General features: G+C 67.3%; 22 protein-coding genes. 18 read left to right on the forward strand and 4 right to left on the reverse strand.

Annotation, left to right across the window (positions count from 1 at the left end; genetic code table 11):
* The first annotated feature begins 17 nt into the window (after positions 1 to 17).
* The 8 genes from SB764_RS28720 to SB764_RS28755 all read left to right on the forward strand — a co-directional run bounded on the left by SB764_RS28720 (position 18) and on the right by SB764_RS28755 (position 7,951).
* Positions 18 to 977: a LysR substrate-binding domain-containing protein gene (locus SB764_RS28720; protein ID WP_410865821.1), complete on the forward strand. Its 960-nt coding sequence runs from the start codon at positions 18 to 20 to the stop codon at positions 975 to 977.
* Positions 978 to 1,163: 186 nt separating this feature from the next.
* Complete coding sequence (locus SB764_RS28725; protein ID WP_410865822.1) at positions 1,164 to 1,976, forward strand: sugar phosphate isomerase/epimerase family protein; 813 nt, start codon at positions 1,164 to 1,166, stop codon at positions 1,974 to 1,976.
* Between the two features lie 68 nt (positions 1,977 to 2,044).
* Positions 2,045 to 3,049 carry a sugar kinase gene (locus SB764_RS28730; protein ID WP_183713910.1) on the forward strand — a complete coding sequence of 335 codons (1,005 nt, stop codon included), beginning with the start codon at positions 2,045 to 2,047 and terminating at the stop codon, positions 3,047 to 3,049.
* Between the two features lie 142 nt (positions 3,050 to 3,191).
* Positions 3,192 to 4,475, forward strand: coding sequence for an MFS transporter (locus SB764_RS28735; protein ID WP_074984101.1), 1,284 nt, complete (start codon positions 3,192 to 3,194; stop codon positions 4,473 to 4,475).
* A 63-nt stretch (positions 4,476 to 4,538) separates the two neighbouring features.
* The gene (locus SB764_RS28740) at positions 4,539 to 5,504 is read left to right on the forward strand and encodes an NAD(P)-dependent oxidoreductase (RefSeq protein WP_110329158.1); all 966 of its coding nucleotides are present in this window, start codon (positions 4,539 to 4,541) and stop codon (positions 5,502 to 5,504) included.
* Positions 5,505 to 5,506: 2 nt separating this feature from the next.
* Positions 5,507 to 6,601, forward strand: coding sequence for a substrate-binding domain-containing protein (locus SB764_RS28745; RefSeq protein WP_065064714.1), 1,095 nt, complete (start codon positions 5,507 to 5,509; stop codon positions 6,599 to 6,601).
* A gap of 134 nt (positions 6,602 to 6,735) precedes the next feature.
* Complete coding sequence (locus SB764_RS28750) at positions 6,736 to 7,542, forward strand: YhfC family intramembrane metalloprotease (RefSeq protein WP_065064716.1); 807 nt, start codon at positions 6,736 to 6,738, stop codon at positions 7,540 to 7,542.
* Between the two features lie 43 nt (positions 7,543 to 7,585).
* Entirely contained in the window at positions 7,586 to 7,951 is a 366-nt protein-coding gene (locus tag SB764_RS28755; RefSeq protein WP_065064718.1) for a DUF3022 domain-containing protein, read from the forward strand.
* Positions 7,952 to 7,988: 37 nt separating this feature from the next.
* Here the strand turns inward: SB764_RS28755 and SB764_RS28760 are convergent, their stop codons facing one another.
* Positions 7,989 to 8,423 (reverse strand): PGDYG domain-containing protein, encoded by a 435-nt coding sequence (locus SB764_RS28760; RefSeq protein ID WP_110329159.1) that lies wholly within the window; start codon positions 8,421 to 8,423, stop codon positions 7,989 to 7,991.
* A gap of 211 nt (positions 8,424 to 8,634) precedes the next feature.
* On the reverse strand, positions 8,635 to 9,183 hold the full coding sequence (locus SB764_RS28765) for a Spy/CpxP family protein refolding chaperone (RefSeq protein WP_074984106.1): 549 nt from the start codon (positions 9,181 to 9,183) through the stop codon (positions 8,635 to 8,637).
* 275 nt (positions 9,184 to 9,458) lie between these two features.
* Between SB764_RS28765 and SB764_RS28770 the strand changes: the two genes are divergently transcribed.
* Together SB764_RS28770 and SB764_RS28775 are read left to right on the forward strand one after the other, a co-directional pair.
* Entirely contained in the window at positions 9,459 to 9,923 is a 465-nt protein-coding gene (locus SB764_RS28770; protein ID WP_065064724.1) for an Lrp/AsnC family transcriptional regulator, read from the forward strand.
* Between the two features lie 236 nt (positions 9,924 to 10,159).
* Complete coding sequence (locus tag SB764_RS28775; protein ID WP_065064726.1) at positions 10,160 to 11,266, forward strand: saccharopine dehydrogenase family protein; 1,107 nt, start codon at positions 10,160 to 10,162, stop codon at positions 11,264 to 11,266.
* Between the two features lie 48 nt (positions 11,267 to 11,314).
* Here the strand turns inward: SB764_RS28775 and SB764_RS28780 are convergent, their stop codons facing one another.
* Together SB764_RS28780 and cydX are read right to left on the reverse strand one after the other, a co-directional pair.
* Positions 11,315 to 11,896 (reverse strand): AAA family ATPase, encoded by a 582-nt coding sequence (locus tag SB764_RS28780; protein ID WP_074984108.1) that lies wholly within the window; start codon positions 11,894 to 11,896, stop codon positions 11,315 to 11,317.
* Positions 11,893 to 12,066, reverse strand: a complete 174-nt coding sequence (gene cydX / locus SB764_RS28785) for a cytochrome bd-I oxidase subunit CydX (RefSeq protein ID WP_065064730.1) — start codon at positions 12,064 to 12,066, stop codon at positions 11,893 to 11,895. The genes SB764_RS28780 and cydX overlap by 4 nt, the downstream gene beginning before the upstream one ends.
* 297 nt (positions 12,067 to 12,363) lie before the next feature.
* On the opposite strand from cydX, the gene SB764_RS28790 reads away from it, so the two are divergent.
* From SB764_RS28790 to SB764_RS28825, 8 genes are all read left to right on the forward strand, one after another.
* Positions 12,364 to 12,750, forward strand: coding sequence for a hypothetical protein (locus tag SB764_RS28790; protein ID WP_231957737.1), 387 nt, complete (start codon positions 12,364 to 12,366; stop codon positions 12,748 to 12,750).
* A 176-nt stretch (positions 12,751 to 12,926) separates the two neighbouring features.
* Positions 12,927 to 13,904 (forward strand): magnesium/cobalt transporter CorA, encoded by a 978-nt coding sequence (gene corA, locus SB764_RS28795; RefSeq protein ID WP_065064734.1) that lies wholly within the window; start codon positions 12,927 to 12,929, stop codon positions 13,902 to 13,904.
* Positions 13,905 to 14,081: 177 nt separating this feature from the next.
* Positions 14,082 to 15,038 carry a sugar ABC transporter substrate-binding protein gene (locus tag SB764_RS28800; RefSeq protein ID WP_074984113.1) on the forward strand — a complete coding sequence of 319 codons (957 nt, stop codon included), beginning with the start codon at positions 14,082 to 14,084 and terminating at the stop codon, positions 15,036 to 15,038.
* 361 nt (positions 15,039 to 15,399) lie between these two features.
* Positions 15,400 to 17,082 carry a sugar ABC transporter ATP-binding protein gene (locus SB764_RS28805; protein ID WP_410865823.1) on the forward strand — a complete coding sequence of 561 codons (1,683 nt, stop codon included), beginning with the start codon at positions 15,400 to 15,402 and terminating at the stop codon, positions 17,080 to 17,082.
* The gene (locus SB764_RS28810) at positions 17,079 to 18,095 is read left to right on the forward strand and encodes an ABC transporter permease (protein ID WP_065064740.1); all 1,017 of its coding nucleotides are present in this window, start codon (positions 17,079 to 17,081) and stop codon (positions 18,093 to 18,095) included. Before SB764_RS28805 ends, SB764_RS28810 begins: the two co-directional genes overlap by 4 nt.
* A 276-nt stretch (positions 18,096 to 18,371) precedes the next feature.
* Entirely contained in the window at positions 18,372 to 19,412 is a 1,041-nt protein-coding gene (locus tag SB764_RS28815) for a LacI family DNA-binding transcriptional regulator (RefSeq protein ID WP_124260982.1), read from the forward strand.
* 147 nt (positions 19,413 to 19,559) lie between these two features.
* On the forward strand, positions 19,560 to 20,459 hold the full coding sequence (rbsK, locus tag SB764_RS28820; protein WP_258365546.1) for a ribokinase: 900 nt from the start codon (positions 19,560 to 19,562) through the stop codon (positions 20,457 to 20,459).
* Positions 20,460 to 20,645: 186 nt separating this feature from the next.
* Entirely contained in the window at positions 20,646 to 22,391 is a 1,746-nt protein-coding gene (locus SB764_RS28825; protein ID WP_183708252.1) for a methyl-accepting chemotaxis protein, read from the forward strand.
* The last annotated feature ends 174 nt before the right edge of the window (positions 22,392 to 22,565 follow it).

The raw sequence follows: 22,565 nt of genomic DNA on the forward strand, positions 1-22,565 counted from the left end.
CCTTATAGATCTACGCAATGACCCCGGAGCAACTGATAACGTTCGCCGCCGTCGCGGAGCACCGCAACATCAGCCGTGCCGCGCTGGCGCTGCATCTGTCGCAGCCCGCCGTGTCGGGGCAATTGCGGCTGCTGCAGGAGGAATTCGGCGAGCCGCTGTATCAGCGCGACGGCCGCGGCGTGCGGCTCACGCCCACCGGCGAGCAGCTCGCGGCCTATGCGGCGCGCCTGCGCGACACCTGGCGCGACGCTCAGGCGTTCCGTGACGCGCTGCGCGGGCTCGAACGCGGCACGCTGCGCATCGGCGCGAGCACCACGCCCGCGAGCTACCGGCTGCCGTATCTGGTCGCGGCGTTTCACCGGCGCTATCCCGACGTCAAGCTCGAAACCGCGAGCGGCAACACCTCGGACGTCGTCGCCATGCTCGGCCAGCTCGATATCGCGCTGGTGGAAGGGCCGGTGGGCGAGCAGTTGCCCGCCGATGCCGCCGTGCATCCGTGGCACGAGGACGAGATCGTGGCCATCGTGCCGCGCGGGCATCCGCTGATCGCGCAACTCGATGAACGCGAACGCGCGACTGCCACACCGTCACCGACACCGCCGCGCTGCGACTTGAGCGCGTTCGCCGACTGGCCGCTGGTGCTGCGCGAGGACGGCTCGGGCGTGCGCCAGCTCGTCGAGCGCGCGTTCGCGCGCGCCGCCGTGCCCATGCGCGTCGCGCTCGAAATCGCGGGCGTGGAGGGCGTGAAAGAGGCCGTGCGCGCGGGCATGGGCATCGGTTTCGTCTCGGCGATGTCGATGCGCCACGAAGACGGCGCGCTGGGGCAGATCCGCATCGGCCCGGAACCACTGGCGCGGCGCTTTTCGATCCTCGTGCCGCACGCGGGCGCGGCTTCGCGGGTCGCCCAGCGCTTTCTCGAACTCTGTCTGCTCGATACGCCCGATGACGGCAGCGCGGCGGCCAGGTTCCCGCCGTGATTTAGGGGATTTCCACAATGGCGACGCGCGGCGCCTCGGCGCACTATTCGGCCATCGATCGGGCGCTTCATGCGCCTTTTTTCGGAACCTGATTGGAACCGGTTCCAAAGCAAATATGAAGCAATGAGAAAGGGTGCCGGATCGCGCAAATCGCGCTCCGGCCGGCCCGGAAACAGGAAGACGACGATGGCGGAAGTGGCAATTGTGGCGAGCGCGTTCGGCGCCGGGGCGATCCGGCGAGACGGACACGCGACGTGGCTGAAGGTCGCGAACGCGGGCGGCGCGCACGCTTTCGAGGTGCGGCGCGAATTGATGGACGACGCCGACGCCAGCCTCGACGCGCTGCGCAGCCTCGGCACGGCATTTGCGAACGCGCAGATGTGGTCCGTGTGGTCAACGCCCGATTCGCTCTACGCCGAGGACGGCGCGCTCGACGCATCCGCGCTGCGCGAGGCGGTCGCGTGCGCTCAGGCGCTCGGTGCGCGGTTCGTGAAGCTTCAGCTCGGCGGCTTCGCCGGCGACGCGCACGCGGCGCATCTGGCCGACGTGCTCGCGGAACTGGGCGCGAAGGCCGCAAAGGCCACAACGAACGTCGTAGCAAGCGAAACGCGTTTGCCGCGCGTGGTCGTCGAAAACGGCCAGCTTGAAATGGGCGGCCGTCTCGCGCAATTCACCGGGCTGTTTCGCGCGCTGCGTGCGAGCGGCCACGACGGGCTGCTTGGCATGACGTTCGATATCGGCAACTGGCAATGGACCGGCGAAGCGCCGCTGATGGCCGCCGTGGCGCTCGCGCCGCACGTCGAGTACATCCACTGCAAGGCCGTGCAGGGCGAGGGCGCGCGGCGCTTCCCCTGCGCGCCCGCCGCCGACGATCCGCTGTGCCGCGCCGCACTCGCGCGCCTGCCGTCGGACGTGCCGCGCGGCATCGAATTTCCGTTCGACGAGACGCGCCTCGCCGACGACGCCGCGCGCTACGTGAGCTGGCTCGGCGCCGCCTGAAGCGCGCCTCAAAGCACACCTCAACGCACACGAACGGCCCGCATTCTCTCCATTCAGGAACGCATTCCATGAACCACTCACTCGATGTCATCACTTACGGCGAGGCGATGGCGATGTTCGTCGCCGCCGAAACCGGTCCGCTGCACGGCGTCGCGCAGTTCACGAAGCGCGCGGCGGGCGCCGAACTCAACGTGGCGACCGGCCTCGCGCGCCTCGGCTTCAAGGTGGGCTGGATGAGCCGCGTCGGCGACGACTCGTTTGGCCGCTTCGTGCGCGCGGTGCTCGAACAGGAAGGCATCGACACGCAATGCGTGGCCACCGACGAGCGCTTTCCCACCGGTTTCCAGCTCAAGTCCCGATGCGACGACGGCAGCGATCCCGCCATCGAATATTTCCGTCGCGGCTCGGCGGCGAGCCATTTGTCGATCGGCGACTTCAAGCGCGGCTACGTGCTCGGCGCGCGCCATCTGCATCTGAGCGGCGTCGCGCCCGCGATTTCCGCCACCTCGCGCGAACTCGCGTTCCTGCTCGCGCGCGAAATGCGCGAAGCGGGCCGCACGATCAGCTTCGACCCGAATCTGCGCCCGACGCTGTGGGGCTCCGAAGCCGAGATGGTCGCGACGCTCAACGAACTCGCGCGGCTCGCCGACTGGGTGTTCCCAGGCGTGAACGAAGGCCGCATTCTCACGGGCTCCGACGATCCCGCGCTGATCGCGCGTTTCTATCTGGAGCGCGGCGCGCGCGGCGTGGTCGTGAAGCTCGGCGCGGAAGGCGCGTACTTCGAGACCGCCGAGGGCGCGTACGGCCACGTGCAGGCGCAGCCGGTGGAGAAGGTGGTCGATACCGTGGGCGCCGGCGACGGTTTCGCCGTGGGCGTGGTCAGCGCGCTGCTCGAAGGCCGCACGCTGCCCGAAGCGGTGGCGCGCGGCAACCGCATCGGCGCGCTCGCGGTGCAGGTGATCGGCGACTCGGAAGGCTTGCCCACGCGCGCGCAGCTCGACGCGCTCGAAGCGCAGGAAGCGCAGGAAAGGCCCGCTACTGTCGATCTCACCGATACCGCTCACGCCGCATAAAACACGCCACACCTCGTATCACTACGAAGCAGCCTGAAACGGCAAAAGCCGGGCGCAATTGAACCGCCGCCCGGCAGCCATCCGCCATGCAGGGGGCCGCACGAGGCGCAGCCGCGCCCGATGCGATCAACAGGAGACATCGATGACCTCAACCTCGCTCGCACCGCGCCGCTGGTGGGCGATCATGCCGATCGTGTTCATCACGTACAGCCTCGCGTATCTCGACCGCGCGAATTACGGCTTCGCGTCGGCGGCCGGCATCAATCGCGACCTGGGCATCAGCCCGGCGCTCTCGTCGCTGATCGGCGCGCTGTTCTTTCTCGGCTACTTCTTCTTCCAGATTCCGGGCGCGGTCTACGCCGAACGCCGCAGCGTGCGCAAGCTCGTGTTCGTGAGCCTCGTGTTGTGGGGCGGCTGCGCGGCGCTCACCGGCATCGTCTCCAACATTCCCTCGCTGATGGCGATCCGCTTCGTGCTCGGCGTCGTCGAGGCCGCGGTGATGCCCGCGATGCTCATCTACATCAGCAACTGGTTCACCAAGAGCGAACGCTCGCGCGCGAACACCTTCCTGATCCTCGGCAATCCGGTCACGGTGCTGTGGATGTCGGTGGTCTCGGGCTATCTCGTGCACGCGTTCGGCTGGCGTCATATGTTCATCGCCGAGGGCGTGCCCGCCGTGGTGTGGGCCGTGTGCTGGTGGTGCCTCGTGCGCGACAAACCCGCCCAGGTGACGTGGCTCTCGAACGACGAAAAGCGCGCGCTCGACGCCGCGTTCCGCGCCGAACAGGCCGCCATCAAGCCGGTCAAGAATTACGCCGAAGCGTTTCGCACGCCGGCGGTCATGCTGCTTTCGGCGCAGTACTTCTGCTGGAGCATCGGCGTGTATGGTTTCGTGCTGTGGCTGCCGTCGATCGTGAAGAACGGCTCGGCGCTCGGCATGGTCGAAACGGGCTGGCTCTCGGCATTGCCGTATCTCGCTGCTACCATCGCGATGCTCGCGGCGTCGTGGGCGTCGGACAAGCTCGACAATCGCCGCGCCTTCGTGTGGCCGTTCCTGCTGGTCGGCGCGCTCGCCTTCGCGGGTTCGTACGCGCTCGGCACGACGCACTTCTGGTTTTCGTACGCGCTGCTGATCGTGGCGGGCGCGGCGATGTACGCGCCGTATGGCCCGTTCTTCGCGATCGTGCCGGAGCTGCTGCCGAAGAACGTCTCGGGCGGCGCGATGGCGCTGATCAACAGCATGGGCGCGCTCGGTTCGTTCGTGGGCTCGTACGTGGTCGGCTATCTGAATGGGGCGACGGGCTCGCCTGCGGCATCCTATGCGTTCATGAGCGCGGCGCTGGTGGCCGCGGTGGGTCTCACGCTCGCCGTCAAGCCGCAGCGCGACGACGCGGCTGGCTATGCCGCGCCAGTACATGGAAAATAACGCTTTCAAGAACCTCGTCACACCGTCCCGACCGCATTGAAGCATTCGAGAGATAGCGCACCTATGAAGCAGAAAATCGTTGCCTACAAAGCCTTGCCCGACGACGTCACCGCGTATCTGCGCGAGCACGCCGAAGTCGAATTCGTCGATGGCAACAACGCCGAAGCGCTCGCCGCCGCGCTCAAGGACGCCGACGGCGCGATCGGCGCGAGCGTGAAGGTGACGCCCGCGATGCTCGACGGCACGCGCATCAAGGCGCTGTCGACCATCTCGGTCGGCTTCGACCAGTTCGACGTGGCCGACCTCACGCGACGCGGCATCGTGCTCGCGCACACGCCCGACGTGCTGACCGAATCGACCGCCGACACCGTGTTCTCGCTGATCCTCGCGAGCGCGCGGCGCGTGGTCGAACTGGCCGACTGGGTGAAGGCGGGCCACTGGAAGGGCAGCATCGGCGCGCCGCAATTCGGCGTGGACGTGCAGGGCAAGACGCTCGGCATCGTCGGGCTCGGACGCATCGGCGGGGCGGTCGCGCGGCGCGCGGCGCTGGGCTTCAACATGAACGTGCTCTACACCAACCGCAGCCCGAACGAGACGGCCGAGCGCGAGTATGGCGCGCGCCGCGTCGAACTCGACACGCTGCTCGCGGAGTCGGATTTCGTCTGCCTCCAGGTGCCGCTGACCGACGCCACGCGTCACATGATCGGCGCGGAGCAGTTCCGCAAGATGAAGAAGAGCGCGATCCTGATCAACGCCTCGCGCGGCGCGACCGTCGACGAACCGGCGCTGATCGCCGCGCTCGAAGCGGGCACGATTCACGGCGCGGGGCTCGACGTGTTCGATCAGGAACCGATCGATCCGGCTTCGCCGCTGCTGCGCATGCCGAACGTGGTGGCGTTGCCGCACATCGGCTCGGCCACGCACGAAACGCGTCACGCGATGGCGCGCAACGCCGCCGAAAACCTCGTCGGCGCGCTCGCGGGCACGCTGCGCAACAACATCGTCAATCGCGAGGTGCTCGCGCGATGAGCATGGGCGTGGACGGCGGCCATCGAGACACTCAGGCAGACCCGCACGCAGACGCCCCGGCGGCCGCGCCGCGCCGCGCGACGATCAGCGACGTGGCGCGCGAGGCGGGCACCGGCAAGACCAGCATTTCGCGCTATCTGAACGGCGAGTTGTCGGTGCTGTCGCCCGATCTGCGCGCGCGCATCGAAGCCGCCATCGAGCGCCTCGACTACCGGCCCAACCAGATGGCGCGCGGCCTCAAGCGCGGCCGCAACCGTCTGCTCGGGCTGCTGCTCGCCGACCTCGCCAATCCGTATTCGGTCGAAGTGCTGCAAGGCGTGGAGTCGGCGTGCCATGCGCTCGGCTACATGCCGCTGATCTGTCACGCCGCCAACGAAGTCGACATGGAGCGGCGCTATCTGCAACTGCTGACGACGTATCGCGTGGAAGGCGTGATCGTGAATGCGCTCGGCGTGCGCGAGTCGATGCTCAAGCCGGTCGGCAGCGGCGGCATTCCGGCCGTGCTGGTGGACCGCACCGTCGACGGCCTCGACGCCGACGTAGTCGGTCTCGACAATGCGGCGGCCGTGCGGCTCGGTGTCGAGCATCTGCTCGAACGCGGCTACGACGACCTCGTCTTCGTGGTGCAGCCGTTCGAGCACGTGAGTTCGCGGCGCGAGCGCGAAGCGGCGTTTCGCCACGCGACGCAGGACGCACAGCATGCCAAAACCGTCGCGCACGCGACGCAGGTGCTCGATCTGCGCGAGGAAGACGCGGTCGCGCCCGCGCTCGACGCACTCGACGCGCATCTCGCCCAGGCCGCGAAGCGTGGCGCGCGCTGCGCGCTGTTCGCGGCGAATGCGCCGGTCGCACTGCGCCTCGCGCTGCATCTGAAAGCGCGCTTCGGCGCGCAATGGCCGCAGCACGTGGGCCTGATCGCCATCGACGATCCCGAATGGGCCGAACTCGCCGGCATCACGACGATCCGCCAGCCGACGCGCGAGATCGGCTATCGCGCCGTGGAATTTCTGCACGAGCGCATCGAAGGCGCGGCGCCCGCCGCGCGCGCGGCGGCGTTTCCCGGCGAACTCGTCGTGCGCGCGTCGACGCTCGGCTGAACGCCGCAGCGCCCGGACAAAAAACGCGCGCGACGCGCCATGGGCGCGTAGCCGGGGCTGCGCGAGCCGCCCGATATCTGCGATGATTCGGGCTGCGGCGCGCGCCCGGCGCGCCGGATGTCACAAGGAAACCCATGCACGTAGATCCGGTCACGCTCGTCTGCCTGTCGCTCGCCACGCTGTTCGTCGCCGTTTTGCCCATTACTGTCTATCGCCGGCTGCGCAAGCCGTTCCGATTCGACTGGCGCGACACCATTTCCGGCGTCGCGGTGTTCGCCTTGTTTGCGACCGTGCTCGAACGGGGACTCAACGACTTCGTGCTGCATCAGAATCCGGCCACGGCGCAACTGTTCGAAAATCCGCTCGCCTTCGTGCTCTACGGCGCGCTCGCGGCGGGCGTCTGCGAGGAAGTGGGGCGCTACATCGCGATGCGCATGCTCGCGCGCCGCGGCGGCCGTCTGCCCAACACGCCCGTCGACAGCACGGGCCTCGCCTACGGCATCGGCCACGGCGGCGCGGAGGCGTGGTTCGTCGGCGTGCTCGTGCAGTTGCAGTGGATCTTCTTCGCGGTGCTCGCCAATCGCGGCGAGCTCGATACGCATCTGAGCAATCTCACGATGGATTCGGTGCTGCGCGTGCATCTGGTGCTCGCCACGCTGTCGCCGCTGCAGGCCGGCATTTTCGCGCTCGAACGCACGGCGGCCTTCGTGTTCCAGATCGGGCTGTCGGTGCTGATGTGGCGCGGCGTGCAGGCGGGACGCAAGTCGATCCTGCCGCTCGCGATCGTGCTGCACGCGCTGATCGACGTGCCCGCGGCGATGTTCCAGGCGCGCCTCGTGCCGCTCGTCGCCGTCGATGCGCTCTATGCGGTCGTGGCGGTCGCGGTGGCCGTCGTGCTGTTCCGCCGCTGCGCGCCCGGACGTCCCGCGCGCGCCGTCTGATAGAGTCCTGCACCGCAGCGCTTTTTCACTTTTTTGGTCAGCGATGGAAGACTATCTGTTTGAATGCGCGAGTCCCGATTTCGAGGAGCTCGCGCGCGTGATCGCCGATCTGTTTCCGGAACAGACGCGTTTTAGCGAGCAGCCCGCCGATAACGGCGCGCCGCTCCTCGTCGTGCATTGGGTGGCGATGCGCATGGGCGCCGCCGCGCGCCGCATGACGCTCTCGGTGGCCATCGCGCCCGCCGCGCTCGCGCGTTACCGCGCGCTGCCGCCGCGTTTGCGCGGACGCAGCTTCGCGGTGTTGCGCGCCTACGTGGAAGCGACCATCGGCTCGCTTGAGGAGCAGCATGCGAAGGGCGAGGAAACGCCGCGCGACGTGACGCTCGCGCTGGACGAAGAGTTTGCCTGAGCGCGACGGACGCCCAATGAAGCGACGAGCGCGTCGCTCAGTCCGCCAGCCGGTAGACCTTCGCAAAACGCGCGGCTTTGACGACGCCGTAATCGCCGGGTGCGTATTGCATGACCCAGTCGCCGGCCGCGCCGGTGAGGCGGTCGCCGCCCGCCGAGCGCACGATAGTGAACGGTTCGTCGATCCGTTTGGCGAGCACCACGGACGGGCGGTTGCGATACGCGCCGGGCGCGCCGTGCGCGAGCGCGGCATCGGCGGACAGGTATTTCGGATCGAAACGGTCGCGCGAGACCACCCAGCGTTCGCCGGTTGCGCCGGTGATGATCGCGTCGCCTTGCGCGTAGCGGTTCGGGCCTTCGAGGCTCATCAGCTCGCCGGGCGCGGCGGCGAATTCGACCGTCACGGTTTCGTCCTTGACGACGCGTTGTGCGGCGGGATCGGTGGCGAGGTCGAGTTGGTTCAGTTCGATCATGGTGGCGGAAGGCGCAGAAAGCAGGGAAAGCGGAAAACGACTGCCTGAAATATAGGCTAGAAAAGCGGCCCGCAAATACAGTCCGGAAATACCGTCCGGAAGCGCAGTCCAGAAATACAGAAAGGCCGGGCATGATGCCCGGCCTTCGCAGGTTCCGCAAGGCTTCGCCGCTTCGAGCCGTGGCCCTGCAGCGGCGCAGCCTCCAGCGAGCTTACTCGGCTGCCGGCGCGCTTGCGGCTTCCGCGCCGCTGGCTGCCGCTGCGGGCGCCTTCGACTTCGGCTTGCCCTTGTGCTTGCCGTGAGCCGGACCCTTCGCGCCCGGACCCGGGCCGCGGTGACGGAAGGTGGTGTCGGCGAGCTTCTTCTGTTCCGGCGAGAGGCTGGTGTAGAGCGGCTCGAAAGCCGTCACGAGCTTCTGCATGTCTTCGGCGTGCGCCTGGCTGATCTGCGCGTACTGCTTCATGTCGTCGAGCGCGTTACGCGACGTTTCGCTGTCCGCGCGCTGCTTGTACAGCGTGGCCATCGTCTCGCCGTTGTTGCGCATCGTGTCGGCGAACGCCTTCCATTGCGGCTCCTGCTCGGGCGTGATCTTCAGCGCCGAGTGCAGGTAAGCGATACGCTCTTCCACGCGTTGCTGATGCTGTGCAGCGCGCACGTCGGCACCCGACGCCGCGGCAGCCGCAGGCGTGGACGCGGCGGTTTGCGCGAACGCACCGCTCATGGACAGCGTAGCGGCCAGGATGACGAAAGCTTTCTTCATTGTTGCTCCTTGAATCTTCGTTTCGTAGCGAGTAGGCGCGTTACCCGGCAGCGAGGCCGGGTTAACAGCCGATATTAGTACCACGTTATCGTGTAAAAGCGGCTGCGATGCCACAACTGCTTACAAACGAAACGCTCCGAAATACCCTGAAATACGCAGTGCGCATCGCATTCCGGCTCGCATGAAGGTGGCGGCGTGCTTTCGCTGTCGTGGCCACGCGCGCGATAATGGCACGAGCTTCTTAACGTTTCTTCACATAGAGAGCCGCTTCCTCGATGAGACCGCCGCGCCTCGACCAACTCGACGACCTCGACCGCAGCCTCGTCGCGCTGCTGCAGGAAAACGCGCGCGAAAGCGTGGCCAATCTCGCGCGTCAGCTCGACGTCGCGCGCACCACGGTGCTCGCGCGCATCGCGCGGCTCGAACGCACGCAGGTGATCGCCGGTTATGGCGTGCGCCTGGGCCAGGACGTGCTCGACGCGAGCCTGCAGGCGTGGGTCGGACTGATCATCGCGCCGCGTCACGGGCCGGACGTGCAGAAGCGGCTCGGCAAGATGCCCGAGGTGCAGTTGCTCTGCGCGGTGAGCGGCGAATACGACTACGTGGCGTGGCTGCGCGCCGATTCGCCCGATCGGCTGAACGATCTGCTCGACCAGATCGGCGGCATGCAGGGCGTGGAGCGCACGACCACGTCGATCGTGCTCGCGCGCAAGATCGACCGCGGTACGGTGATGGGCTGAAGCGGATTGGGGTGGATTGAAGCGGATTGAAGCGCACCGACGCGGTTTGCCGCGGCGCGTTTTTACGCTGTTTTTACCCTTTTTCGTCACTATGACGAAAACCTTCGTCGAAATGACGAAAATCGACGACAAAGCGCATCATTTTGCGCCTATCAACTGATTTTGCACCTCCCTAGACTGTCTGCGAACGGGCGCCGCAAGCCCATCGATCACAGAACATGAAAAGGAGAGGCGAGATGAAAGTCGCGATTGCAGGCGCCGGCCTGATTGGCCACACCATTGCTCACATGCTGCGCGAAACCGGCGACTACGAAGTGGCCGCGCTCGACCGCGATGCACGCGCGCTCGACGCGCTTTCGGCGCAGGGCATTCCCACCGTGCGCGTCGACTCCGCCGACGCCGCCGCGCTGCGCGGCGCGCTCGAAGGCTACGACGTGCTGATCAACGCGCTGCCGTATTACCTCGCCGTGAATGTCGCGTCAGCGGCCAAGGGTGCGGGCGTGCATTATTTCGATCTGACCGAGGACGTGCGCGCCACGCATGCGATCCGCGCGCTCGCCGAAGGCGCCGATCACGCGTTCATGCCGCAGTGCGGTCTCGCGCCGGGCTTTATCGGCATCGCGGCGCACGCGCTCGCGAGCCGCTTCACCGAGATCCGCGAAGTGAAAATGCGCGTCGGCGCGCTGCCGCAGTTTCCGACCAATGCGCTCAAATACAACCTCACGTGGAGCGTGGACGGTCTCATCAACGAGTACTGCCAGCCCTGCGAAGCGATTCGCGACAGCCGCATGCAATGGGTGCAGCCGCTCGAAGGACTCGAACATTTTTCGCTCGACGGCGTCGAGTACGAGGCGTTCAACACCTCGGGCGGACTCGGCACGCTGTGCGAAACGCTGTCAGGCCGCGTGGAGTCGCTCGACTACAAGTCGGTGCGTTATCCTGGGCATCGCGCGCTGATGCAATTCCTGCTCGAAGATCTGCGTCTTTCAGGCGACCGCGACACGCTCAAGAACATCATGCGCCGCGCGATTCCGTCGACCGAGCAGGACGTCGTGCTGATCTTCATGACCGTCACCGGCATGCGCAACGGCCAGCTCGTGCAGGAAGTCTTCACCCGCAAGATCTTCGCGAAGACCGTCTGCGGCATGCCGATGAGCGCGATCCAGATCACCACGGCCGGTTCGATGTGCGCGGTGCTCGATCTGTTCCGCGAGAAGCGTCTGCCGCAAGCGGGCTTCGTGCGTCAGGAGCAGGTGTCGCTGCCGCAATTCCTCGCCAACCGCTTCGGTCAGGTCTACGAGGGCGCGACGCTCGATGCGCGTGCTCCGGCGGCGGTGGTCTAAGTCAGGTGGGAAGCAGAGGCGGCCGCGGCGTTCAGTCGGCGGCCGCCGTCACAACGATTGCAGGCGCTGCAATAGCGCGTCGTAGTCCGCGTCGGTGGGCGAGGTGGTGTCGAACGCGATCAGCGCGTCGAGTGCCGCGCCGACCGGGTCGATGCGGCGCTGCCGGTAATCGTCCCAATGCGCGAGCTTCCAGGCGTCGTCCGGATGGGCGCGCGCCACGATGCGGTGCTGTGCGGTCGCTTCGTCGCAGCGCACCCAGACGGCCGCCACTTTCACATCGGCGTCCACGCCCAGCCACGCACGATCGGTGAGACGCCGCTCACGCGCCTCGCGCGACAGCGGCGCGACCACCAGCACGCTCACGCCGAGTGCGAGATTCTCGCGGGCCGTATCGAGCAGCCCCTGGTATTCGGGGTCGCGCAGATGGTGGAGAAACAGCGGGCTGTCGCGGTCATGCGGGTCCTGACCGAGCGCGCTGAGCGTCGCGGCGCTCGTGCGGCCATAGAGCGTGTCCTTGTCGAGCAGGCAGAACGGTTCGCCCGTCGCGCGCGCCAGCGGGCCGATCAGGCGTTTGGCGAGCGAAGTTTTGCCCGTGCCGGCGTGACCGCACACCATCACCAGTCTCGTCACGAACGGCTTTCCGGTGCTGCCGGCGCACGGGCGCGGCCATCGTCGCCGCTGGAGGCCGGGGTGTCGCCGGGCCGCTCGAAGAACTTGCCGTTCGCATCGAGCCACATCACGTTGATGATGCCGAAGCCGAGCGCGACGCCAATGCCGAGTATCCACGTGAAATACCACATCGCTCGCGTCCTCCTGCGGGTGCCCGATGAATTTCGGGACAGCATACTCCATCGCCGCGCGCCTCGTGCCGCCGCGCGTATATCATGGGACCGCACGCGAACATCGCGACATCGGCCTGACCGGCCGGTCGCGCATCACCGGCGAATGACAGAACAAACGAGGGGAGAGCGTCCATGCGAGCGAGCGGAGTGAGCGTGTCGTCGTCGGGGAGCGGGGCGGGCGGCAGGATGCGCAACAGGCGAACGTCGCTTGCCGCGGCCTCGTGCGCCGCCCTGACAGTGGCGCTGAGTCTGTTCATGTGCCTGACGCTCGGCGGCTGCGCCGAGGAGCGCGCGGCCGCCGCGCCGTTCAAGCCGGTCCCGGCCGCACGCATCCTCAAGCCCGGCTACACCACGCCCGGCGAAGGGCTCGTGGCCGTGGACGTGCGTCGCGAGCGCACCGGCAACGTGATCGTCAAATTCCGCGACGCGCCCGTCTACCTCGACGGCGAGCGCGTCACCGACCTGATGGACGGCGAGCACGTCACGTTCTACCTGAAACCCGGCGTGCACCGCATCGGCGTCTCGACGCAGTTCGATCCGGTCGTCGAACTGCGTTTTCTCGTCGACGCCCGTTATACGAGCTTCGCCAGCGTAACGTTCGACAAGGATCATCGGATCGGCATCCGGCGCGTGCCGCACTGAGGCGGCCGCGTCCGCGCCCGCCGAGGCGCCGCACTGACCCGGGCGCGGAACCTGCTAGCCAGCGGCCTGGTCAATCCAGCGCTTACACTGGGAACCGCTTCAGCGAAACGATTCAACTTCAGGACGAGCGGCTTGCAAAGCTTTCAGTTTCCGCACGCCGCCAGGACGAACACGACATGCTCATCAATTGCGCCGCGTATCAGGGCGGCAAGAAACTGGCCGACATCGATGTCGAGGCCATCAGCGACTATCTGCAGAAACCGGAGTGCTTCGTCTGGGTCGCACTCAAGGATCCCGACGCGGGCGAGATGGCCGCGATGCAGGAGGAATTCGGGCTGCACGTGCTCGCGATCGAAGACGTGATGAACGGCAACCAGCGCCCGAAGATCGAGGAATACGGCGACACGCTGTTCGCGGTGTTCCACACGATCGAACTCGACGCCGACAGCGAGCTCGTGACCGGCCAGGTCAACGTGTTCGCGGGCAAGAATTTCGTGCTCTCGGTGCGCCACCGCGCGCAGCAGGGTTTCACCGACGTGCGCGCGCGCTGCGAGCGCGAGCCGGAACTGCTCAGCGAAGGCTCGGGTTTCGTGCTCTACGCGCTGATGGACAGCGTGGTCGATCGCTACATGCCGGTGCTCGAATCGCTCGCGAGCGAAATCGAGGAACTGGAGGACCGCATCTTCGAGAAGCACAATCTCGCGGCCTCGCGCGCCATCATCGAAGATCTCTATTCGCTCAAGCGCCGTTTCGTGATCTTCCAGCATCACGTCACGCCGCTGCTCGACGCCGTCGGCAAGCTGATCGGCGGGCGCATTCCGCAGATCTGCGCGGGCATGCAGGCGTATTATCGCGACGTGTACGACCACCTCGTGCGCCTGTCCAACACGATCGACGCGCGCCGCGAAATGATCGTCACGGCGATCCAGGTGAATCTCGGCATGATTTCGCTCGCCGAGAACGAGGTGACCAAGCGGCTCGGCTCGTTCGCAGCCCTGTTCGCCGTGCCGACCATGATTGCGGGTATCTACGGGATGAACTTCGAACGCATTCCCGAGCTACATTACAAATACGGCTACGAAACCTGTCTGGCCGTGATGGCCGGCATCGACATCGTGCTGTACTTTCTGTTCCGCCGCGGCGGGTGGCTCTGAGTCAAACTCCGGGTCAAACCGCCGCCAGGACGGGTGGCCGCATGGCAGGACTGAAGGCGTAACACGCAGAGAAGAGAAGGACCGGCATCCCGTCCACCGTTTCGGGATGCTTGCAAACGTTTGCGCATAACCAGAAATACGGCCCGCACCGGGCCAGACAAACCGGAGACACAAACGATGAACTTCCGCATCCGCCGTCGCGTGCTGTGCACGGCCGTCGCCCTCGCCACCGTCGCGCTCACGCCGCTCGCCGCTCATGCGCAGGCGGCGGCCCACAAGCCCAAGGTCGCGCTCGTCATGAAGTCGCTCGCCAACGAGTTCTTCCTGACCATGGAAAACGGCGCGAAGGACTACCAGAAGCACAACGCCGGCGCCTTCGACCTCGTCACCAACGGCATCAAGAACGAAACCGATACGGCCGCGCAGATCCAGATCGTCGAGCAGATGATCGTCTCGAAGGTCGACGCCATCGTGCTCGCGCCCGCCGACTCGAAAGCGCTCGTGCCGGTCGTGAAGAAGGCCGTGGACGCGGGCATCATCGTCGTGAACATCGACAACCGGCTCGATCCCGACGTGCTCAAGTCGAAGAACCTGAACGTGCCGTTCGTCGGGCCGGACAACCGCAAGGGCGCGCGCCTCGTCGGCGACTACCTCGCGAAGAAGCTCAAGGCGGGCGACCAGGTGGGCATCGTGGAAGGCGTGTCGACGACCACCAACGCGCAGCAGCGCACGGCCGGCTTCAAGGACGCGATGGACGCGCTCGGCGCGAAGATCGTGTCCACCCAGTCGGGCGAGTGGGAAATCGACAAGGGCAATGCGGTGGCCTCGGCCATGCTCAACGAGTATCCCGACCTGAAGGCGCTGCTCTGCGGTAACGACAACATGGCGATCGGCGCGGTCTCGGCCGTGCGCGCGGCGGGCAAGCAGGGCAAGGTCTACGTGGTGGGCTACGACAACATCGACGCCATCAAGCCGATGCTCAAGGACGGCCGCGTGCTCGCGACCGCCGACCAGTACGCCGCCAAACAGGCCGTGTTCGGCATCGATACCGCCCTCAAGGCCATCAAGGAGCACAAGAAGCAATCCGATCTGTCGGGCGTGGTGGAAACGCCCGTGGTGCTGGTCACGAAGTAAGCGCCGTGCATGGCGCGCGGCGCGCACACGCTATGCATGCCGAATTTTCGGCGTGCATAACGGTGCAACCGACGCGCGGCGATTTCCCGGTGCGGCGGGCGCGCGGCCATTCTTCATACTTTTCGTGCAATAAGCGCTCAAGAAAGCTGCGGCGCCGCCGTTATTTCGTCGGTGATGGGCGCGTGTGCATCCGGGCAGCGGGAAGGCCCGTTTTCCCGCGCCGTCGCCTGACGATGTCCGGGCCAGCCGCCCGGCGTCGCAACCGCGGGATCGTCCGGATGGCAACCGCCCGGACGCGCCGGCGGAACCACGAGGCGTGCCCGCGGACCTGGGCGGCGCAGCCCGCGACTACAGGATCGTGATGGATGCAATTGCCCCCGACACCCACCCGGTAGCCACGGCCGACGCCGTGCTGACGGTCAAGGGCGTCGGCAAGACCTACGAGCAGCCCGTACTCGCCGACGTCAGCCTTGCGCTGCACGCCGGCGAGGTGCTTGCGCTCACGGGCGAGAACGGCGCAGGCAAAAGCACGCTTTCAAAGATCGTGGGCGGCCTGACCGCGCCGAGCGCCGGTGCGATGACGCTGGGCGGGCAGACTTACGCGCCCGCGAGCCGCAACGACGCCGAGGCGCTCGGCGTGCGCATGGTGATGCAGGAGCTGAACCTGCTGCCGACGCTGTCGGTCGCGGAGAACCTGTTTCTGAACCGGCTGCCGCGTTCGCGCGGCTTCGGTGCGCTGGGCTGGACGGGATGGATCGATCGCGCGCGCCTGCGCGAGGACGCACGCGCCGCGATGGCCCAGGTCGGACTGGAGGCGATCGACCCGGACACGCTCGTGGACGAACTCGGGATCGGCCATCAGCAGCTCGTGGAGATCGCGCGCAATCTGATCGTCGACGAAACGCAGGGCGGTGCGCCGCTGCGCGTGCTCATCCTCGACGAACCGACGGCGATGCTCACGGGCCGCGAAGTCGAATTGCTGTTCGAGCAGATCGCGCGGCTCAAGGCGCGCGGCGTGGCGCTCGTCTATATCTCGCACCGGCTCGAAGAGCTGGAGCGCATCGCGCAGCGTGTGGCGGTGTTGCGTGACGGCCGCCTCGTGCGCGTCGACGCGATGGCGAATCTCACGCCCGAGCGCATCGTCGCGCTGATGGTGGGACGCGAGCTGGGCGAGCAGATCGATCTGGGCGAGCGGCGCATCGGCGCGCCCTTGCTCAAGGTGGACGGTTTGAGCCGGGCGAACGCGGTGCGCGACGTCTCGTTCGAGGTGCGCGCCGGTGAGATTTTCGGCGTGTCGGGATTGATTGGCGCGGGCCGCACGGAGTTGATGCGCCTGATCTACGGCGCCGATACGAAAGAGCGCGGCACGGTGGCGCTCGCGGGCAAGGACGGCGGCGCGCCGCAGCCGGTGAAGATCGATTCGCCCGTGGACGCGGTACGCCACGGCATCGCGCTCATCACCGAGGATCGCAAGGGCGAAGGGCTGCTGCTGCCGCAACCGGTCGCGGCCAACGTGTCGCTCGGCAACGTGGGGGCGGTGGCGCGGTACGGCATCGTGGACGCGGCGCGCGAAAACGCGCTCGCGCGCACGCAGATCGAGGCGCTGCGCATTCGCACGGCGGGTCCCGGCCAGCCGGTGGGCGAGCTGTCGGGCGGCAACCAGCAGAAGGTCGTGATCGGCCGCTGGCTTGCGCGGCGCATCAACAGCGACGTGCGCGTGCTGCTGTTCGACGAGCCGACGCGCGGCATCGACGTCGGCGCGAAGTTCGACATCTATGCGCTGATGGGCGCACTGGCGCGCGAAGGCCGCGCGCTCGTGGTGGTGTCGAGCGATCTGCGCGAACTGATGCTGATTTGCGACCGCATCGGCGTGATGTCGGCAGGCAGGATGACGGGGATATTCGCGCGCGGCGCGTGGAGTCAGGACGCGCTGCTTGGCGCCGCGTTCGCGGGCTATCGCGCCGAGGACGCCATGCTCGCGGACGCGGCCGATCTGCCGGCCGCCGGCGACGTGCACACAGACGCAGGAGGTAGCGCTTCATGACGAACGGACCGTTGCGCGAACCGGCAACGAATCAGCCCGCGCCGCAAGCCGCGAGCGGCAAGCCCGCGGGCACGCGTTTCGGCTTCTCGAACTACCTCGGGCTGGCGCTCGCGCTGGTCGCGATGATCGTACTGTTCTCGCTGTTGAGTTCGCACTTCCTGACATACGATACGTTCAGTACGATCGCGAACCAGATTCCCGATCTCGTCGTGATGTCGGTGGGCATGACCTTCGTGCTGATCATCGCGGGCATCGATCTGTCCGTGGGCTCGGTGCTTGCGCTGGGCGCGTCGGTCGTGAGCGTCGCGGCGCTCAAATGGGGACTCGGCGCGCTGCCTTCCGCCGTGCTCGGCGTGCTGGCCGCGGCGGCCACGGGCACGCTCACGGGCGCGGTCACGGTGGGCTGGCGGATTCCGTCGTTCATCGTGTCGCTGGGCGTGCTGGAAGCCGCGCGCGGCTTCGCGTACCAGATGACGAATTCGCGCACGGCCTATATCGGCGACGCATTCGATTTTCTCTCGAATCCGATCGCGTTCGGCATCTCGCCCGCGTTCCTGATCGCCGTCGCGGTCATGGTGATCGCGCAGCTGGTGCTCACGCGCACGGTGTTCGGCCGCTATCTGATTGGTATCGGTACCAACGAGGAAGCGGTGCGGCTCGCGGGCGTCGATCCGCGGCCCTACAAGGTGATCGTGTTCGCGCTGATGGGCGCGCTGTCCGGGCTCGCGGCGCTGTTTCAGGTGTCGCGCCTCGAAGCCGCCGATCCGAACGCGGGCGTCGGGCTGGAGCTGCAGGTGATCGCGGCCGTGGTGATCGGCGGCACGAGTCTGATGGGCGGGCGCGGTTCGGTGATCAGCACGTTTTTCGGCGTGTTGATCATCTCCGTGCTGGCGGCGGGGCTTGCGCAGATCGGCGCGAACGAGCCGACCAAACGCATCATCACCGGCGCGGTGATCGTGGTGGCGGTGGTGCTCGATACGTATCGCAGCCGGCGCGGCAAACGCAAGGCTTGATGGGCGTCGGAAGGGAATCGGAAAAGTATCGACTAGCCGTGCAATGCAGCATCGACGGAAAAACCAGCCGGAACCGGCAGCAACAGATGAAGCGATAAAAGCGGTAGACGAACGCTGCGCGCGCAACCAGGCGCGGCGCGACGGCTCGGACCGCGGCAAGAAGAAGACATTCGAGGGCGTGCCCGCGCATTGGACCAGCGCGGGCGACGAGAGCAATCACCGCCGCGTGGCGGCAGCAGTAGCAAACGGCAGCACGAAGCAGGAGCAACATACAAGATGGCGACGATCAAGGATGTAGCCGCAGTGGCGGGGGTGTCTTTTACGACGGTGTCGCATGTGGTGAACAATTCGCGTCCGGTCTCGGCGGACGTGCGGGCCAAGGTCGAGCGCGCGATACGCGAACTCAACTACGTGCCGTCGGCGGTCGCGCGCTCGCTCAAGGCGCGCTCGACCGCGACGATCGGGCTCGTCGTGCCGAACGGAACGAATCCGTATTTCGCGGAGCTGGCGCGCGGCGTCGAGGACGGCTGTGCGAAGAAAGGCTACTGCGTGTTCTTCTGCAATTCCGACGACGATCCCGTAAAGCAGCGCAACTATCTGCGCGTGCTGCAGGAAAAGCGCATCGACGGGCTGATCGTGGCCTCGGCGGGCGACGACGCGGTGCTTGCGGCGACGCTCGGCGACACCCGCGAGCCGATCGTGGTGGTGGACCGCAACATCGAAGGGCTCAACGCCGATCTGGTGCAGATCGATCACGAGCGCGGCGCGTGGCTCGCGACGCGCCATCTGATCGAACTGGGCCACGCGAACATCGGCTGCATCACCGGGCCGATCACGACGGCGGTCAGCGCGATGCGCATGCACGGTTTCCTGCGCGCGATGGCCGAACGCGGCATCGAGATCGCGCCGGGCGCGATCGTCGAAGCGGATTTTTCGGGCGCGGGCGGTTATCGCGCCGCGGCCCAGCTGTTCGACACGGTGCGCCCGAGCGCGATCTTCGCGGGCAACGACATGATGGGCATCGGCGCGCTGCGGGCGGCGGCGGAACGCGGCTTGCGCGTGCCGGCCGACTGCTCGATCATCGGTTTCGACGACATCGAACTGGGCAATTTCACGTGGCCGGCGCTCTCGACGGTCGGGCAGCCCGTCCGCGCGCTCGGCGAAATGGCGGCGCTCACGCTGATCGAGCGCATCGGCGGCGAGCCGCGCGCGCGCGATGGTGTGTCGGTGCTGCGCCGCGTGATCGCGCCGGAACTGATGCCGCGCGAATCGACGGCGCCGTGGTGCGCGCCGGCGTCGGCATCGCTGGCGGCCTGACGCGGAACGTCGCGACGACGTCCTCGCCGCAGGCGCAGCCGCAGCAGCGGCCACTGCACAGGAGGGGACACAGTGACGACTCACGCAAGCCCGAACGCAGCTGACACTCCACACACTGCACCGACGACGACGGCGGGACGCGTCGCCGTGGTCGGCAGCCTGAACATGGATCTGGTCGCGCGTGCGCCGCGTCTGCCGCGCGCGGGTGAGACGCTGGCCGGCAGCGCGTTCGCGCAGGTGGCGGGCGGCAAGGGCGGCAATCAGGCCGTGGCGGCCGCGCGCCTGGGTGCGCGCGTGGCGATGGTGGGCTGCGTGGGCGCCGACGCCAACGGCGAACTGCTGCGCGCGGGACTGCTTGCGGAGGGTATCGACTGCGATGCGCTCGATACCTCGCCCGATGCGCCGACCGGCGTCGCACTGATCGTGGTCGACGAGACGAGCCAGAACGCCATTGTCATCGTCGCGGGCAGCAACGGGCAGGTGACGCCCGCGACGCTCGCCCGTCACGAAGCGGCGCTCGCGGCGGCGGACGTCGTGGTCTGTCAGCTCGAAACGCCCACCGACGCGGTGCATGCCGCGCTCGCGACCGCCCGCCATCTGGGCAAACTCACTATCCTCAATCCCGCGCCCGCGATCGGTCCGTTACCCGCCGGCTGGCTGCCGCTCGTCGATTATCTCGTCCCCAACGAACTCGAAGCATCCGCGCTCACGGGGCTGACGATTGACACCCCCGAGGACGCCGCACGCGCCGCACAGGCACTGCGCCAGGCGGGCGCGCGCAACGTGCTGGTGACGCTCGGCGCGCAGGGCGTGTGCGCACTGCTCGGCGACGCCGCGCCGCAACACTGGCCCGCGCCGCGCGTGGCGGCCGTGGACACGACCGCCGCCGGCGACACCTTTATCGGCGCGCTGGCCGCCCAGCTCGCGGCGGGCGTGACCGCCGAGCCCGCGATCCAGTTCGCCCTGCGCGCGGCCTCGCTGTCCGTCACGCGCGCGGGCGCGCAGCCTTCGATTCCCACCCTCGCGGAAGTCAGTCCCGCAGGCTGAAAATGGGCCTTCCAGGAGGCGTCCTGTGGTTCCGGTTTTGTAAATACGGGGCCGGCGGATTTTCGCCTAATCTTCATACCATATAACTATTTCAAGCTCTTCAAACGTTTGCCGTAAACGAAATTAGTGCAGTTATTCAAATTTCGGGGCGGATCACCCGCCTCACGGCAGCAGGCAAGGAGAGCCATGAACAAGGGCATCAGCATCAAGGCACGCATCGGCATCACGATGGGTTTTCTCGCAGCACTCATCGTTGCGATCAGCGCGGTGGGGATGCTCGGTCTCTCGCGTTCGAACGACGCGTACCGCAACACTTTTAGCAACCAGATGCCGAGCAGCCGCGCGGTGAACATGTCGGAGATCTATGCGGCGCGCGAGCGTCTCGCGCTCGACCGCGCGGCGTTCCAGATCGGCACGCCGGACGCGGCCACCACGATCGAACGCGCACGCGCCATGCGCGGCATCTCGGACGACTTCTGGAAGAAATACCTGAACCTGCCGCGCGACGCAGACGAAGACCGTCTCGCCCAGGACGTGGCCGCGCGCCGCGACGCGCTGCATCAGATCGCCGACAGTTTCGGGGCGACCGTGGCGGCAGGCGACCAGAGCAAGGTGCTCGACGGCGCGAAGGCGCTGCAGGCGGCCTATGACCAGCTTTCGAAGGCGGACTCCGCACTCGACAAGTTCCAGATCCAGCAGGCCCAGCAAGGCTACGACGAGGCGCAGACGGCGTTCAGCGAACTGCGTATTGCGGCCATCGTCGCGCTGCTGGTCGGCATTGGCGCGTCGGTGTTCTCGTTCCTCTCGCTGCGCCGCGCGATTTCCGAGCCGCTCGGCGAGGCGCTGGGCGCGTTTTCGGCGATCGCGGCCGGCGATCTGCGCCGCCCGGTCGTGGTGCGCTCGCGTGACGAAATGGGCGAACTGCTCGGCGGCGTCGCGCAGATGCAGCGCAGCCTGACGGATACGGTGCGCTCGGTGCGCGCCGGCACGGAATCGATCGCCACGGCCACGCGCCAGATCGCGGCGGGCAACATCGACCTCTCGTCGCGCACGGAAGAGCAGGCGTCGGCGCTGCAGGAGACCGCGTCGAGCATGGAGCAACTGACCGGCACGGTGAAGCAGAACGCCGACAACGCCCGCCAGGCGAGCGCGCTGGCCGCGAACGCCTCGGAAATCGCCAACAAGGGCAGCTCGGTCGTGAGCCAGGTCGTGGGCACGATGGGCGACATCAACCAAAGCTCGGCGAAGATCTCCGACATCATCACGATCATCGAAGGCATCGCGTTCCAGACCAACATTCTGGCGCTCAACGCGGCCGTGGAAGCGGCGCGCGCGGGCGAGGAAGGCCGCGGCTTCGCCGTGGTCGCGGGCGAGGTGCGCAGCCTGGCGCAGCGTTCGTCGGCGGCGGCGAAGGAAATCAAGGCGCTGATCGACACCTCGGTCGAGCGCGTGCAGGCGGGTTCGGCGCTCGTCGACGAGGCGGGCCGCACGATGACGGAAATCATCGGCGCGGTGCAGCGCGTGACGGACATCATGGGTGAGATCGCGGCGGCGTCGCAGGAGCAGTCGAGCGGCATCGACCAGGTCGCGCGCGCGGTCACGCAGATGGACGAGGTGACGCAGCAGAACGCGGCGCTCGTCGAGGAAGCGGCGGCGGCGGCGCAATCGCTCGAAGACCAGGCGAGCCGTCTGCGTGCGGCCGTGGCCGTGTTCTCGCTCGACGACAGCGGCAGCCCGGCTGCGTCGATGGGCTCGTTCGGTTCGACGAGCACGAAGGTGACGTCGAAGCCGGTCGTGCGTGCGGCGGCGAAGCCGGCCGCGAAGGCCGCGCCGCGCGCGTCGGCTCCGGCGCCGGCTGCGCGTCCTGCGGCCGCGCCCGCGGCCGCAGCGCCGGTGGCAGCAGGTTCGAACGACGATTGGGAAACCTTCTGATCGCCGCCGGCCGTCATTGCACCGATGGCGCCTCGATAACACACCGATAGCGCGTTGATCACGCGTTGATCGCGTCCCGATGACGTCCGTATCGGCACACAACGATCGCCCGACACGCCGCTGCCTCGCAGCGGCGTTTTTTTCGCCTGTGCGGCCCGCACACGCGCCTCGCGG

This window comes from Paraburkholderia sp. SIMBA_027, from assembly GCF_046535315.1.
Taxonomy (GTDB): Bacteria; Pseudomonadota; Gammaproteobacteria; order Burkholderiales; family Burkholderiaceae; genus Paraburkholderia; species Paraburkholderia tropica.